The organism is Candidatus Poribacteria bacterium, assembly GCA_026706025.1.
Lineage (GTDB): Bacteria > Poribacteria > WGA-4E > WGA-4E > WGA-3G > WGA-3G.
In genome coordinates this window covers 48,963-65,559 of sequence record JAPOZO010000056.1, presented here as the reverse complement: position 1 = coordinate 65,559, position 16,597 = coordinate 48,963, and the positions used below count along the sequence as shown (strand labels likewise).

Sequence of the window (16,597 nt, the reverse complement as noted above, 5' to 3'; positions counted from 1 at the left end):
ATGATAGGACTTGCGCACTTTCCTCAATTATTATACCATAAATCTCACTAAACTTCAGACGGGTGTGTAAAGTTTTCGTAGGACGGATTTTCAATCCCAGCTCTGAAATTCTTCCGTGTAGGAGCAATCTCTTGGTCGCGATGCTTCCTCTAAAATTGACAAAAATCGTAAACTGAATGGCTCCACGTGCAAAATCAAAAAATTGACACAGATGAGAATGTATGGTATAAGAGATAAAACGCTGCTTGTGTGCTTCGTGGAAAGCGAGTCTTTGTTGGAAACCCACGCCTTCACGCGTGGGGAATGCATCATAATAAAAAGGTATTCAAATGACGTATCAACCACTTGCTGAGGTCCGAAAAACGCTCCGTGTAAAATGGTACCGGAGCAAAGTAGACCACACAACCTTACGGAATCTATCAAAACGAAGCGACTTGCAAGGCTGGTTTCAAGCTGGCGGACATCTTGCGCTCTGGCTATTGACGGGTAGCGCGGTCTATTTCTTTTGGGCGCAAGCGATCTGGCTTGGATTTTTCATTGCCTTATTTGTGCATGGCACGGTCGCCAGTTTTTTCAAAGGGACAGCGAATCACGAATTAGGACACGGCACCGTATTTCGGACCAAGTGGCTGAACAAATTTTTTCTCTACCTATTTAGCCTCATAAGTTGGTGGGACCATTTTGACTACGCCAGTAGCCATACCTATCATCATCGCTATACCTTATATCCTGAAGGGGATCGCGAAAATCTTCTTCCGCTTGAACCCAAACTCGCCTCCCCGTTTGTTCTTCAACTGTTCACCATAAACTTACTCACGCAACCCGGTCGCACCTTTAGCAAAGGCGGGTTTATTGCTGCAGTTATCTGCACCGTCCGTAGTGCCTTTGGCAAAGAAGGTTCACCAGACATTCCGAGTCAAGAGTGGTTGGCATCATTACATGCCGACCAACCTGAAGAGCATAAAAATTCGATGTGGTGGTCTCGGATGCTACTCCTTTTTCACGGCACCCTACTTGTCGTTTCACTCGCCACGGGTTATTGGGTTTTTCCGATCATTATCACTGCCAGTGCATTTATTGCAAACTGGGGATCCTACGCTGTTTCTATGCCCCAACATTGTGGGTTAAAGGAAAACGACCCTGACTTCCGTAAATGTGCACGGTCAATCAAGCTCAATCCGTTAGCAGAGTTTCTGTATTGGCGTATGAATTGGCATATTGAGCACCACATGTTTGCAGGCGTACCCTGCTACAATTTGAAAAAATTGCATCGCCTAATTGCCGAAGACATGCCCGAACCGCGCACGCTTTTAGGGGCTTGGCAAGAAATGCGCGAAACTTGGCAACGACAGAAAACCGATCCTGACTACTTTTTTGATACACCGCTCCCGCCAACCGCTAAGCATATACCCGCCGAAGCATCTGATATTCTGGAAAGTTCCATTGGAGAATTGGCACCTAAAGGATTGAAGATCCACTCATCCTAAAACTTTCCAGCAATCTTTTATAGTAAATCCCATAATTATTTGCACACACGGTAACTCGTAGGGGAAACCGGGTAACCTCGAAGAAACACCGTTTTTGCTTGGGTGTTTCTTCTAAGCAAAAACACCCCTACGAACGGGAAAAGTGTAAACATATTTTCCGATTTTACTATAAAACCACAGCAACGTTTTCTTGTAGGAGTGATCCGTGCTCGCGACACCTACGCGTGTGAAGAAATATGGAATTATTATAAGACGGAACAGAATAGATTTGGAAAGAGCCGAGAATGTGAGGTTGATAGATTGGTTGCGGAATTTAGATACCGAGAGAAAGGGCGGCATTGTAGCACCGCCCAGACAACAAAAATCACTTTACACTTAGTGAGTAACTTTCCTTTGCTTAATATCGCCCCAAGTGGTGGCAGTCTTATCTTTGGGTGAAACCTCGAAGATATCCTGCATTGCCGTCTTGATTTCATCCTGGCTCAGAGCGCGTCGCCATAAAGCCACTTCGTCAATAGAACCGTTCCTGAAGGTATATCGCGGATGTCCTACCGCGCATCCAATGCGTAACTCTGAGTCATTAGTACCCATGAATCCAAATCCAAAGACATTCTCACTCTCAGAAAGGATTATACCATCCAGATAGATTCTCAGGCTACTACCATCGTAAGTTCCGGCGATGTGATGCCAGTTTTTATTTTTCATGGGACCCGTGGTGATGGATTTCCAACTCCCCTGAACGGTCCCCAAGATCATGCCGATTTTTGGCCCCCTGAATGGAATATGAGCTTCAAAGAACCCCATGCTGTAGGACAGTTTCCGATCAATCCGGTCCTGACTGCCTTTATCAAGCCACGATCCCCAAGCGATTTCCCAATCCTCATGATACACCCAAGCCGTCATCGTTATCTCGCCTTCGATTTTTAGCAGATCATCAGCAGGAACATGGATGCAATCATCGCCTTCCGGCTCAGCAGCAATATGAATTCCATTTCCATATCGACCTTTGACGAAATTAGTATTTGCGATGACATCGGCATCGAGGCGGTTACCAGAAGCATCAAGAATTTTCTTGCCTTTTACCTGGTCAAAGGTGAAATAGAAAACAAGACCTTCATCCAGTCCGGCGATGGCATGAGTGGTTACCAATAATAGAGCAGTGGGAATAAACAGTATTCGTATCATTGTTATTTCTTCCTTTGGCGTTCAGATAGGTTTATTCTAACTCCTGTTATGCCTTGAAAATGCAAAATTTTCAAGGCGCAACAGGAGTAGAGGAAAATCAACGACTGTAGCCCAAGATGGCTGCTAAGATAGCGCGTTGTGCGTTAGTGCTATTTTCTTTTTTAGTGATGATCACATTGACACCAGAAAATACCATTGGCGGTTTATCTGAAGTGCTACCTAATTTGATAGGCAAAGTAATTTTTTCGCCCTTTCGTTCAAGTGTTAACTTGATTCTGTCGTCAATATTCCAATCTTTAGCGACTTTTGTTATATCCTTAAAGGTCTTCACCGGTATACCATTAATGCCAATCAGATTATCTTCATCTTGATAACCTCCGCTTTGAGACCGATGGATTATCAAGCCTCCACCTGTTTGCGTTAGCGAGTTAATATGAAGCATCTGTTGACGGACATAATTGAGATCCGGTAGTACTTCATCAAATTCTATCTGAGCATCTATACCCGCATCACTGAGATATTCGGCGAGCGGCAACCTATTCGTTCCAGAGACATAGTTGTGGAAGAACGGTTTAAAATCTTCGCCTGTAATCTGGCTAACAATTCTGATAATATCGTCCATAGTGCAAGGGGTGTCAGTGAGACCAAACTCCCGGTACACCTGTTTCATTACATCGTCAAGGCTCTTCTGATTTTGCGTAAGTTTGCGGATTTGCACATCCAATGTGGCGGCAACCAGACTGCCCCCTTGGTAGACTAAATCGCTGTTGGCGGATTTGTTTTTACCCGCATCACGCATAGAGAGTGCTCCCTGCTTAGGCAGATACAATTCGCATGCGCGTTCAAGGTTTTCAAGAAAACTATCTTCAGAAGTAAATCCGAGGCGTGTAGAAATGACTCGTGAATAGTACTCGGTAAACCCTTCGCTGAACCAATATTCCTGTCCACGAAAATTGATAGCTTGTCCGTTCCAGATATGGAAAATTTCATGTCCGACAAAAGGCATCCAAAAATGTCTGTTGTTTTCATTCGGGGTGCCACCCATCAGAACACTGATACTGCGCCCAAAAACACCACCATCCATGCTTCCTTTTCTATCATAAGGATTCGCAACAAACAGCATGCGACCGTTTGGAGTACCAGCAAATACTGTTGTGTACGCTTTCAGGAAAGCCTCGATTGTCCCTTGTATTTCATCAGCAGCAGCTTTAAAGCGTTCACCGATTGCCAAGACAACTTCTACCTCATCAGATTTTGCTATCCTCTCAGCATGTGTACCAATCAAGAGGAAAGATTCTATCAAATCATTTTGGTCTGTGACAGCAAATTGGTGTCTTTTGTTTCCGATGCGATTCCAAGGCGTTGACACATGCCAGTTCTCAGGAACATCAAACTGTACTTTGATATTATCCATTTCAGTAATAATGAACAAGGCACGACCCGTCCAGAACACACAATCTTCTTTAGCATAAGGTGCTTCGTCCGGCCCAGGGGGCCATTCCCTTTCATCGTGCTTGAGTAATACCCTATAACTAAGCGTTATAGGAGATGTATCTTTAAATTCAATCGACCAGCGAACACGATCAAGTTCTTCTATGGGCAAGGTTTCGCCTGTCGCGTCGCGAACAGTTAACCCACGTACGTAAGCAGCATAACCAAAGGGCAGTCCCTCAGTACCAAAATTGTCCATGCTTAACTGTATTGTTTCTCCACTCCCCACTTTAGGAGTTAGAACACAATTGACATGCGCCACGCGTTTATTATCGGCATTTATTTTAACTTCATACTTCGCGGCTTTGAATCCCATCGGTTTACCTAAGTTCTCGGTAATATGAAACCGCTCAATCACTGCTTCTTCGCGATAATCGTTTTGCCATTTGTATGTCCATGTATTGCCGATCTGCACGGGGAGGTATTCTATAGTGTTGGCCGGGGCATTGTATTCCAGCAATTCTGCTTCCGTTGTGGCACCGTTAGAATGTTCATAACGCATTTTGACGAGTCCAACGCCCTTAGCAAACCACAAATAGCGTGTTCCATTCACAAATGCACTTTGAAGATCGGAATCCGCTTCAGCGTCTGTGAAAACAGTTTTGTGTTTGAGACATTCGGGGAAAGTTCCTGCGGAAACTTCTATCTGCTCATAGCCCTCCAAGGTTATCTCAGCCTGTGAATCCCAGCCCGCCTTCTGTGTCCAGCTATCTCCTACAACCAAAGGAAATCTGAAAAGGTTAATATTATGGTGGAGAATATAACTTGACAGCATGTACATCGGCGATGGATCAGTTGGAGAAATTATGCCTCTAGTACTAGCACTTGTAGATGTAAAAATTGTATTGGTTTTGCTGAAAATGAAAGTTCCTTGCGCCAAGCTTTCTCCACTCTCTGTAGTAGCGTCGGTACTCAGTGTGATGTGGCGCTCGGCTTCATCAGCAATAGTTATTTCCTCTGCTTCATCTACTGGTGCAGCGGTAACCTTAGCCATATCTTCTGGCGGATCAGGTTGCTGATTTAATCCATCGTTACTCTTCAGTGCATTGGCGTTTCCAAGTTGCGTCCGAATATCTGGTTTGGATTCGAGATTTAGCATAACAGGCGCCTCAATCAATTCCACTGTCATCTCCGATGCAGCATCGAAACTATACGGCTTTTGGAAACGCGACAAGTATCGGTTGCCTACACCCAACATCAAAAATACGACCGCTAACGTAGAAACACCTATTGCCCACGGCACCAACGGTTTACCACCAGACGGCGCAATCGGTTCCATACGTGAAACCTCGCGCATGATATTCTCTGTTAGATTTGGTGTGATCTGGTAATTGCCTAAAGCCTTTCTAATCATGGGTTCCTCCTTTTTTAAGCGGTTCCGCGCTCGGTATAGGCGATTCTTAATCGCAGCTACCGATACACCTAAAAACTCGCTGATCTCCTCATAATTCATTCCCCCGAGGTAATGAAGCGTAATGACTGTTCGCTCGCTCTCTTGTAACTTCGCAAGCAACTTTTTGACGATCTCGCGTTGTGTTTCCTCTGTCATACGCTCGTTCTCCGCAATGACATATCCAGAATACGTCGCTTTTTCTAACTGCGCGCTGTTTGTCTCTTCCAACGATTGTGTCCACAGACGTTTTTTACGAAGCCATGTACTACAATGGTTCGCTGCTATTACATACAGCCAACTCGCGAAACGCTGCGGTTTTTTTAGTGTTGAGAGCCTCTGATACGCCTTTAGGAACGTATCCTGCGTGATATCCTCGGCGATATGGAAATCCCCGATCTTCCGCCACGCAAGCGCGTGAACGGATCTCTGATATTTTCTTACAAGCACAGAGAACGCAGTATCATCGCCTTCAAGCACGCGTTGGATGAGTTGCATATCATCATTTTTCATCGGACACCTCTGCAAAAGGAATGTTCATCATTTCACATCAACATTTAGTGACGCTACATGAGAAAAAAAAGTCTCATAATTCTCAAAAAAATTAGAAGCGAGTTCGCCTAAAGAAGGTTAAGATTTTATTTCCGTGATAACGGGGGGCAAGGAACGGTTGTGGTTACCAGACTGGGTTTTGCTTTTTCGCGTTAGCAGAATTATAACACAAATCTGTTTACAAGTGTGTATGATCTGGAAAGAAGGGGAGCTTGATAAGAAATTGGAGGGTTGAATAGATGAGGATAGGGAGGCAAGCACTTGCGATCCGCTATAGATGAGGATAGGGAGGCAAGCACTTGCGATCCGCTTAATTTTTCGGCAGAGTCGCCAAAGCTGTCTCAATTTTTTCGATCGCTTTTTTCTCTGCAGCGAGAGCAGCGTTGACAGCCTCTACCGCTTCTTGCCTCTTGGATGTCGTGAAAGTTTCGTGTTTTCTTTCGTGCCCTTTGCAGATGTTTACCAGCTTCACGACGGCTCTGATTTCTTCGTCATAAAAGGCTGCAGCATCGGACAAGGCACGGCTCGATACTTCTGGAAAGTGATTGGTGATTTCTCTGAGATACGCCGCAGCGTGCTCTCGCATCTCCCACAAGATCCAAGCCGAATGCTCCGTAAACCCGACATCCACATCGTCACGTTCCAATGCCCGCTTCCAAAGTTCATAAGCAGTGAACCCGATGGCATCAACAGCGTAAGGCGCGTCTTTCAAATCAAACCGTGTCCCGTGTGCAAAAGCGACAGCGTGTTCAAGGGATTTCACTGCCAACACCATCCGATCCAACGGTTTCTTTTCGGCAAGCACCATAACACAATACCAACCGACTGGGTCTGTGGATCCGAATTTATCATAAGGAACGGTATACTCGGTCGTATAATGCTGATGCCGAACGGTGTATGTTTTCTCGGTTTCATCGTAGCCGACGAGCGATGCCCATCCGTAGGCACTCACGCCGCAATCACGCTGCTCAACTGTCATCGGTTGCCACGCAATCGCAGGAATGCCTCGGTCAATACTCGCCTTGACCTTTTCCCACGTCTGATCTTTAATACTCTGAAGTTCTTTCGGAGTTGGTGCGGGCTGCTCTCCGTTGCGTACGAATTGAAACTCCTGAAATTCATAACCGATGTGAGCAATCATATCCCACAGGAGCCACCAATCGATGTTGGCTTGTTGCCAGACCGCGCCGTCCCCTATTTTCATACTGAAACTGAAGGCGTTTCCGAATGTGCCGGTGAGACGTGGGATTGACCAATCCCCACCAGCGGCTTTGAGTGCTGGATGTAATGTCCCAATAAAAGTGCTATCCCCTTTCACCGGCTTAACACCCTCAAGAACCTTTTTTCCGACCATTGTGTCTGCTTTTGCAACCGATGCTGAGACCTCGTCAGGCTGCTGATTAGAAACATTGCCCTTGCCCAGTCCGTTGGCATTTCCGAGTTGCGTCCGAATATCGGGTTTGGATTCAAGATTCAGCACAACGGGTGCCTCAATAAGTTCCACTATCATCTCAGATGCAGCATCGAAACTATACGGTTTCTGGAAACGCGATAAGTATTGACTACTAACACCCAACATCAACAACACAACTGCTAACGTAGAAACACCGACTGCCCACGGAATTAATGGTTTGCTACCAGACGGCGCAACCGGTTTCAGACGCGAGACCTCGCGCATGATGTTCTCCGTGAGATTCGGTGTGATTTGGAAGTTGCCTAAAACCTCTCTTATCATGGGTTCCTCCTTCTTCAGACGTTCTTGCGCACGATAAACGCGATTTTTAACCGCTCCTACCGATACTCCAAGAAACTTGCTAATCTCTTCGTATGTCATTCCCCCGAAGTAATAAAGTGTGATGACGGTCCGATCGCTCTCTTTTAATTTCGCGAGGAGTTTCTTGACGACTTCGCGTTGTGTTTCCACCGTCATTCGCTCGTTTTCTTCGATGACATATCCAGAATACGTCGCTTTTTCTAACTGCGCGCTGTTTGTCTCTTCCAACGATTGTGTCCACAGACGTTTCTTACGGAGCCACGTGTTGCAATGGTTCGCCGTTATCACATACAGCCAACTCGCAAAGGATTGTGGTTCTTTCAGCGTAGAGAGTCGCTGATACGCTTTTAGGAACGTCTCTTGTGTGATATCCTCGGCGATGTGGAAATCTCCGATCTTCCGCCACGCAAGCGCGTGCACCGGCTTTTGGTATTTTCTCACAAGCACAGAGAACGCAGTATCATCGCCTTCAAGCACGCGTTGGATAAGTTGAACATCATCGTTTTTCATCGGATACCTCTGGATAGGGAATGTTCAGTATTTCACATCAACACATAGTGACGCTATTTGAGATGAAAAAGTCACAGAATTCTCAAAAAAAATTGGAGTGAGTTTATGATAAGAGGGTTGAGATTCTAATTTCTTGACAACGAGAGGTAAGGAGGGTTTGTCGTCAGACACTTCAAGCTGAGATTTCCTTGGAAACCGATGCCAATGCGATTTCTAAAAAAGTAACTGCCTGTTGCCGAGAAACAGAAGGGAAACCTTCGAGAAAATAGTCAAGGCTCTCGCCGGCTTTGAGATGATCAATGAGACTTTTGATGGGCACACGTGTGCCTGCAAATACAGGCACGCCGCCGTGAATATCTGGGTCTTGGGTTATGATTTGTTCTCTGGTCATCTTTAAGTTGCTCGTTGTCAGGGGTCGCGGTTTCCAGAACACTGATGTAGATGCCTCTATTTTACCACAAATTCCGGTGACAGTCAATTTTTTATTTTGTTGAATTATGCGATTTTAGGTTGTTCCTACGGAGGATATACTTCAACCCAAAAAGAGAAGGCGAGGCACAGTTGCCTCGCCAAACAAATCATCGTGCTTCTCGGATTCAGCGGTATTCCACTATTCTCTGGAAATGCTAATGCCGTTTTGTTTCATGAGATCGTGAAATTCACCGCCTGACTTGAATGCCGAGTCATCATTGGTGAGTCGATTGTAACGATGACACAAATCAAAGATAGTCCTCATGAGTGTCCTTGATTCCTCATGGACTTGATCCCTTAGCAGAGAAAGATCCGGGTCTTTGGCGTAAAATTCGGCGAGTTCCTCAACCAATTTGAACATGTCAAGACGGAGATTCAGCGTTCGAGGAATTTCTTGACGTAAAAATGCGACTTTTTCCGCTTTTGGCGCATCCGGTTCTGGCTTTAAACCCAAAACAGGTGTATCGGAGGGTAGGTCTAAACGGAGTAACGCAGCAACATCCGTGTTTAACCGACATTGCTTCGTGTGGACTACAGTTTTTAAAATGACTTGATCCTTGCCTTGCGGATCCGGATCTGTCAGTGGGGTATAGTACCGTTCAATTTTCTGAGGGAACCAGACATCTGGCAGGTATTCGTGATGCTCTATTTTCCGTGTTTCTATATAGATATCACCGACTTTGAAGTGCTCCGATACCGGTTTCTTAGCGATAAATGCTCTTTCCAACTGAACCAGCCGGAAACCTTTGTCGTGAGAAATCCAGAGTTTAAGGGACTGCTTAGGTAAATTCAGTCGGATCACAGAAGTTTCTTCGCCGTTCAGCAATTCGCTGCCGAGCAGTTTACTTTCATGCTTTTCAAGGAGTTGCCAGAGTTGCCAGAGGGGTTCGGTGAGATAGGCACTTCCACCTTCGCTGGGATAAGTGAGCCAATATCTCGGATCGAGGTCAGAAAGAATATTCCGCTGATACCAAACCCCATATTCGAGATGATGGAGGTCATAGACCTTGAGGGTCGTCTCTGCTTCCCATAAGATAAAATAGGATTTACCTGTCTGGTTCTCAATAAGCGTGTAACTATCCGGCTGTTCACTCGCGGCGATGCGTACATCGTCAGCAAGTTTAATGCCTTGTTGCGTGAGCGCCTGTCGAATTGTCTTGATGACCGTACGCTCTGCGTCAGGTGTAACCTCAAGGCTAAAGAGCAGTTTTCTGTATTTATAGATTTCCCACTGCTGTTCTCCGTCGTAAATTTTCACGAGCGGCAACAGCGTTTTTATCAGGGGCACATCCTTATCTAACGTCGGAAAATCCCTTTTTTGTTCCACCCGGATTTTCTTGCCCTCAAATGTCAATGCATATTGCGTTTTCGCGATCCCTGAATCCCTATGGTGCTCAATGACGAAGTCACCACTTGCTGAGACGATAGCACTATCATAGTGCTTCATCTTAGTGATGACCATTTGTAAATCATGTGGCGCGGGATCATAGACTTGCTCATCAGATTCATATTGCGTCAGAATATCCGGTTTAGGTTTAGGGTTTAGCACATTCTCTACGAAACTCGGTTGACCTTCTCCGTAATCGAAAATAGGTGTATCAGGCGGTAAACGCAGACTGAGGAACGCTGTAACATCGGTGTTTATCCGACACTGCTTCGTGAGAAGGACATTTTTGTAAAGGAAATCTGCTTCATCTTGTTGCTCCGGTGATGCCTTTGGAACAGTAATCGACTCAATTCTCTTAGGAAACCAGACATCCGGTAGATATTCGTGATGTTCAATTTTTCGGGTCGAAATATAGGTTACACCTGCTTTGTAGGAACTCCATTCCGTCGGATTCTCCACGGCAAACGCTCGTTCTGACTTAACCAGTCGAAAACCTTTGTCATGAGAAATCCAGAGTTTATAGGACTCAGCAGGCATTTTAAAATCTTCCGTGGACCAAGCAGGGATATTTAGACGAATTACGGATGTCTTTTCACCGTTCAGGACCTCACTCCCAATAATTTCACTCTCATGTTTCTCAAGCAAGTGCCAAAGCGGTTCGGATAGGTAGGAATTGTTTGAACCGAGGCTTGGGAAGGTGAGCCAAAATCTCGGATCATAGTTAGAAGGCACCAACCACTGAGGGCGAACACTATATTCGAGATGATAATCATAAACCAACAGCGTCGTCTCTCCCTCCAACCAGAAAGAGTAGATTGTCCCCGTCTCCTTCTCAACAAGTGTGAAACTCTCTGGCTCGTCGCCATCAACGATGCGGACATCCTCTGCGAGGTCAATACCGTTATGCTTGAATGCCTGCCGAATCGGTTCAAGCTCAGTTTTCTCCGTGTTGGGTGGAATTTCAAATTCAAAGATCATCCTTTTATTTTTTGCGCCCTCCCAGGAGCGTTCTCCATCCCAATACCCTATGATCGGCCATCCCTCTTCCTGCTCCATTTGGACTTTTTCACCATCAAACATCAGCGTATATTCATTTTTTCCAATTCCTGAATCTTGATGACGTTCCATAACGAAATCGCCGGTTACGGAGGTGACAGCATTATCGTAGTACTTCATCTTGGTGATAATTGTTTCCAAGTCAAGCGAAGCAGCGTCATCAACTTGGTTACCAATGCCATTGTTCTTATCTTGGGCGTTGGCATTTCCGAGTTGCGTCCGGCTATCTGGCTCGGCTTCGAGGTTTAGCACCACGGGTGCATCAATCAACTCAACCTTCATCTCTGACGCAGCGTCGAAACTGTAGGGCTTTTGGAAACGCGATAAGGATTGATGGTTTGCGATACCCAGCATCAAAAGGACGACTGCTAATGCAGAGACACCTATTGCCCACGGTATAAATGGCTTACCGCCAGATGGCGCAGTGGGTTTCAGACGCGCGATCTCGCGCATGATATTTTCTGCGAAATTTGGTGTGATTTGGAAATTCTCTAAAGCCTCTCGAATCATAGGTTCCTCCCTCTTTAAACGTTGCTGGGCGCGGCGCAAACGGCTCCTCACCGTATTTGCCGATACGCCTAAGAACGCGCCGATCTCCGAACTGGACATCTCACCGAAGTAATGCAGCGTGATGACCGTGCGTTCACTCTCTTGGAGTTTGGCGAGCAATTTTTTGACGACTTCGCGTTGTGCTTCTGCCGTTACGCGTTCGTTTTCCGCAACGACATATCCAGAATACGTCGTTTCTTGTAGTCGTGTATCATCAACCGGTTCTGTCCATAAACGCTTTTTACGCAGCCATGTACTACAGTTGTTTGCAGCAATCACATAGAGCCAACTCGCAAAACTCTGCGGTTTCTTTAGCCTTGCCAATTCCTGATACGCCTTTAGGAATGTATCCTGCGTAATTTCTTCGGCGATGTGGAAATCACCAATCTTCCGCCACACAAGCGCGTGAATCGGTTTTTGATATTTCTTCACAAGCTCCGTAAAGGCAGCATCGTCACCATTGAGAACGCGGTGGATAAGATCAACATCCGTGGTTTTCATGTATTCCCTCCGATCGTGCTATAGTGACGCTTTTTACGGGGCAAACTGGTGCATAATTCTGCAAAAGATAGGAGTGGTTCGTGTAGAAAGGGTTAAGATTCCGTTCTGATGATAACGAGGGATAAGGAGAACCTGTAGTCGTTGGATTTGTTTCTACTTCTTTCTCTTAGCAGAATTATAGCATAAATCTATCTAAAAGGATACAGATTCGGGGACAGCAAATCTTCAGGGGAGATTTGATTGGCGGTAAGTTCAGTAGACTCCGTCTGTGTAGAAATCTGAATACCGTCTGGGAATGACAGCAAATGCGGAGATTTAACGTGAGAGGTGCGAGGTTAATTAGACGTTTGAGTGGACCAAGGATAAGGAGGCAAGCACCTGCAATCCGCAGATGATTACCTCCTCCGCAACCTGTTTACCATTATTCGCTTTCGGATGAATCCACGAGGACTTCATTCCAATCCCACAAGAGAATTGTGCCATCTGCCCCTGTGCTGACGAGTGTTTTACCATCAGGTGAAAATGCCAACATCTTCACTTCTTCTGTATGTCCATTGAGTGTAGTAAGTTTGTTTCCTTTTATCAAATCCCATAACTCAATGTCGCCATATCTAAGTCCAGCAACAAATACAGTACTATCTGGCGAAAACACTAACGTTCTGGCACCACGGTGGTACCTCTCTTTAAGATGAATTTCTTTATTACTTCCCAACAAATAAATACCTTCATCCTTTGCCACAGCAAGCAGCGTACTATTTGGAGAGAACACCAAGGATCTGATAGGTGCTACAGTATTGCTAAAACCATCAAGCTCTATAGAGGAAGTTACCGCAACCCCGGTTTCCGCATTCCACATCTCAACATCTCCCTCCTGAGTGCCAGTAACGAGTTTTTTCCCGTCTGGTGAGAATGCCAAAGCACTCGCGGGCGGAAGAGCGGTATCAACTAAAATCCCTGTTTCTGTATTCCACAAACTAATTTTACCGTGACTACTAAAGGCTACTATTTTTCCATCAGGCGAAAAAGTCAGATTTGAAGGGACTTCAATATCTGTAAGGGTCGCCAATTCGCTCCCCGTGCTGACATCAGTCAAACGAATCAAAGAATCTGGACGCGAACTGGCGAGACCGAAACCTGCCCCGAAGATTATGCTCCCCTCGGCACCAACACTGGCGAGTTTCGTGCCATCCGGCGAAAACGCCAAAGTCCAGAACAAATCTCGATGACCCGCCGTATGAACAATAGACTTATGCGGCGTTTTCAGATTCCAAAAGATAATTTCCCCATTAAATGCCACGCCCACAAGCGTGGAACTACCCTGAAAGAAAGCCGCTGCTCTCATCGATGCCATGTGTCCTGTGATATAGAGCGGTAGCGAAGCTCCTGTTTCTGTATTCCAAAATCGGAGAGTGCCATCCGCCCCTCCGCTTACAAGCATGCTATTATCAGGTGAAAACGTTAGCGCATTAATACTACTGGTATTGCCAGCCAACGTCGCGAGTAGTTCACCCGTGGCAGTATCCCACAACAACACCGTCTTATCGACACTCCCACTGGCAAGCATTTTTCCATCCGGCGAAAACGCTAACACATTTGTCCATCCGGTATGTTTTTGAAGGATAATTCCGTCGTCGGCGTTGGTGAGGTCCCATAAGCGCACCGTCTTATCCTTGCTTCCACTGGCGAGGCGAGTACCATCGGGTGAAAATGCTAACGCTAAGACTCTTTTATCATCCGACATATCCGCTGGCATTGCATGTCCATCGAGCGTCGATAACACTTTACCCGTTTTTGGATCCCACAACTGTATTTTCCCATCATCCCATCCAATCGCAATTTTATCGTATGTGAGTGCGAAGACATCAGGATAAGGTATCCCCGTGCCAAATTTTGCTTCGGTCTTCTTCACAGAGCCCTGCCCACTTTCAACATCTAACCAGACAAGTCTGTCTCCAGTCCAAACTAAACCGACAAGTGTTTGACTGTCTTCAGAAAACTTCAATGCTGATCCGACAAAAGGGCCACCAATGAGCGGGACCTTACGATCTGCGGCCATTTCCCACAACTGGAGTTCCTGCCCGCGAAACATGCCGCCACCATTCGCAAGGAAACGACCATCCGGCGAAAAAGCAAGGGATTGGCACATCCCGGCAAGTAGGGACTTCTCTTCACCTGTTTCTACATCGTACAGCCATATACCGATGTTACTCCCGACAGCAAGTTGTGTGCCATCCGGTGAAAACTGGATCGCGTTAATACCGCCTTTCCCGAAACGCGCTTTCGCCTCTTTCGGTAGTTCCCATTGAGAATAGTCTTTAATTGTTTCATCTGATTCTGCGTCTGCAACCGATGCCGAAACCTCATTAGGCTGTCGATTAGCGGCATTGTTCTTGCTTGGCGTGTTGACATTCCCCAACTGCGTCCGAACATCCGGTTTGGATTCAAGATTTAGTACCACTGGTGCTTCAATGAGTTCCACTGTCATTTCTGAAGTCGCATCGAAACTGTAGGGCTTTTGGAAACGCGACAAGTATCGGTTGCCTACACCCAACATCAAAAATACGACCGCTAACGTAGAAACGCCTATTGCCCACGGCACAAACGGTTTACCACCAGATGGTGCAGCGGGTTTTAGACGCGATACTTCGCGCATGATATTTTCTGTGAGATTCGGTGTAATTTGGAAATGGTCAAGTGCTTCTCTTATCATCGGTTCCTCCTCTTTTAAACGGTGCCGCGCACGCCTCAAACGACTTTTAATAGTACTCGCCGATACGCCCAAAAATCGACTAATCTCTTCAACTTTCATCTCACCAAGGTAGTAGAGTGTCATCACTGTGCGTTCACTCTCTTGTAACTTCGCAAGCAGCTTTTTGACAACTTCGCGCTGTGCTTCAACTGCGGTTCTACTCCGTTCTTCGGTGACGTGTCGGGAATAAGCGTCTTCCTGTATCATCGCTGTCTCTGTGTCCTCCAACGGTTGCGTCTGTATCCGTTTTTTGCGGAGCCACGTGGCGCATAGGTTTGCTGTAATCACATAGAGCCATCCAGAAAATTGGTTCGGATCTTTCAGCGTTGAAAGTCTCTGATACACTTTCAGAAAAGCGTCTTGGGTGATGTCCTCAGCGATGTGGAAATCCCCAATTTTTCGCCAAGCCAATGCGTGAATCGGCTTTTGATATTTATTCACAAGTTCAGCAAAAGCGGCTTCATCACCAGCGAGAACGCGTCGAATAATTGCAACATCTTCGTTTTTCATCAGGCACCTCCAGAAAGCGATAGTTGAATTACTAACCCATCGAATTATAGTGACGCAAGATAGGTGCAAAATGGTTGCTTAATTGAAAAAAAAGAGAAATTTTTGTGGAAAAGAGAGGAAGATAAAGGTAGGAAAGGACGGCATTTGGCACCGCCCGGAGAAAATAAACGCATTCATACTTAGTGCATCAATGTTCTTCTCTTAATATCACCCCATGTGGTGGATACTTTATCTTTCGGTGAAACCGCGAAGATGTCCTGCATTGCCGTCTTGATTTCATCTTGGATCAGGGCGCGTCGCCATAAGCCTACTTCGTCAATCGAACCGTTCCTGAAGGTATATCGCGGATGTCCTACCGCGCATCCAATATGTAACTCTGAGTCATTAGTCCCCATGAATCCAAAGATCTCCACGGTCTCAGAACGGATTATACCATCCAGATAGATTCTCATGGTCCTACCATCGTAAGTCTCGGCGATGTGATGCCAGTTTTTATTTTTCATGGGACCCGTGGTGATGAATTTCCAACTCCCCTGAACGGTCCCCAAGATCATGCCGATTTTTGGGCCCCAGAATGGAATATGCGCTTCAAAGAACCCCATGCTGTAGGACAGCTTCGTATCAATCCGGTCCTGACTGCCTCTATCAAGCCACGATCCCCAAGCGATTTCCCAATCCTCATGATACACCCAAGCCATCATCGTTATCTCGTCTTCGATTTTTAGCAGATCGTCAACAGGAACACGGACGCAATCATCGCCTTCCGGCTCAGCAGCAATATGAATTCCATTCCCATATTTGCCTTTAATAAAATCTACATTTGCGATGACATCGGCATCGAGATTATTGCCGGAAGCGTCAAGAACCTTCTTGTCTCTTACGTTGTCAAAAGTAAGATAGACAACAAGTCCCTCATTCAACCCAGCAGAAACTTGACTCACCGTAAATAGCAGAAAAATTAAAGGAAATAGTATCCGTTTCATTT

8 protein-coding genes are annotated in these 16,597 nt (G+C 45.9%); 1 reads left to right on the top strand and 7 read right to left on the bottom strand.

Features of this window, described 5'->3' with window-relative positions; all coding sequences use genetic code 11:
* Positions 1-329 precede the first annotated feature (329 nt).
* Complete coding sequence (locus OXH00_12925) at positions 330-1,487, top strand: fatty acid desaturase (protein ID MCY3741918.1); 1,158 nt, start codon at positions 330-332, stop codon at positions 1,485-1,487.
* Positions 1,488-1,862: 375 nt separating this feature from the next.
* Here the strand turns inward: OXH00_12925 and OXH00_12920 are convergent, their stop codons facing one another.
* The 7 genes from OXH00_12920 to OXH00_12890 all read right to left on the bottom strand — a co-directional run bounded on the left by OXH00_12920 (position 1,863) and on the right by OXH00_12890 (position 16,595).
* Positions 1,863-2,672: a LamG domain-containing protein gene (locus OXH00_12920; protein ID MCY3741917.1), complete on the bottom strand. Its 810-nt coding sequence runs from the start codon at positions 2,670-2,672 to the stop codon at positions 1,863-1,865.
* A gap of 97 nt (positions 2,673-2,769) precedes the next feature.
* A complete protein-coding gene (locus OXH00_12915; GenBank protein ID MCY3741916.1) occupies positions 2,770-6,066 on the bottom strand; it encodes a sigma-70 family RNA polymerase sigma factor in 3,297 nt (1,098 codons plus the stop codon).
* Positions 6,067-6,415: 349 nt separating this feature from the next.
* Entirely contained in the window at positions 6,416-8,389 is a 1,974-nt protein-coding gene (locus OXH00_12910; GenBank protein ID MCY3741915.1) for a sigma-70 family RNA polymerase sigma factor, read from the bottom strand.
* Between the two features lie 172 nt (positions 8,390-8,561).
* Complete coding sequence (locus OXH00_12905) at positions 8,562-8,780, bottom strand: DUF433 domain-containing protein (GenBank protein ID MCY3741914.1); 219 nt, start codon at positions 8,778-8,780, stop codon at positions 8,562-8,564.
* 219 nt (positions 8,781-8,999) lie between these two features.
* Positions 9,000-12,353 carry an RNA polymerase sigma factor gene (locus OXH00_12900; protein MCY3741913.1) on the bottom strand — a complete coding sequence of 1,118 codons (3,354 nt, stop codon included), beginning with the start codon at positions 12,351-12,353 and terminating at the stop codon, positions 9,000-9,002.
* Positions 12,354-12,774: 421 nt separating this feature from the next.
* A complete protein-coding gene (locus tag OXH00_12895; protein MCY3741912.1) occupies positions 12,775-15,612 on the bottom strand; it encodes a sigma-70 family RNA polymerase sigma factor in 2,838 nt (945 codons plus the stop codon).
* A gap of 179 nt (positions 15,613-15,791) precedes the next feature.
* Complete coding sequence (locus tag OXH00_12890; GenBank protein MCY3741911.1) at positions 15,792-16,595, bottom strand: LamG domain-containing protein; 804 nt, start codon at positions 16,593-16,595, stop codon at positions 15,792-15,794.
* Positions 16,596-16,597: the final 2 nt, after the last annotated feature.

Coding starts and splice junctions, on each gene's coding strand:
- OXH00_12925 (MCY3741918.1), top strand. CDS start 330: ATGACGTATCAACCACTTGCTGAGGTCCGAAAAACGCTCCGTGTAAAA.
- OXH00_12920 (MCY3741917.1), bottom strand. CDS start 2,672: ATGATACGAATACTGTTTATTCCCACTGCTCTATTATTGGTAACCACT.
- OXH00_12915 (MCY3741916.1), bottom strand. CDS start 6,066: ATGAAAAATGATGATATGCAACTCATCCAACGCGTGCTTGAAGGCGAT.
- OXH00_12910 (MCY3741915.1), bottom strand. CDS start 8,389: ATGAAAAACGATGATGTTCAACTTATCCAACGCGTGCTTGAAGGCGAT.
- OXH00_12905 (MCY3741914.1), bottom strand. CDS start 8,780: ATGACCAGAGAACAAATCATAACCCAAGACCCAGATATTCACGGCGGC.
- OXH00_12900 (MCY3741913.1), bottom strand. CDS start 12,353: ATGAAAACCACGGATGTTGATCTTATCCACCGCGTTCTCAATGGTGAC.
- OXH00_12895 (MCY3741912.1), bottom strand. CDS start 15,612: ATGAAAAACGAAGATGTTGCAATTATTCGACGCGTTCTCGCTGGTGAT.
- OXH00_12890 (MCY3741911.1), bottom strand. CDS start 16,595: ATGAAACGGATACTATTTCCTTTAATTTTTCTGCTATTTACGGTGAGT.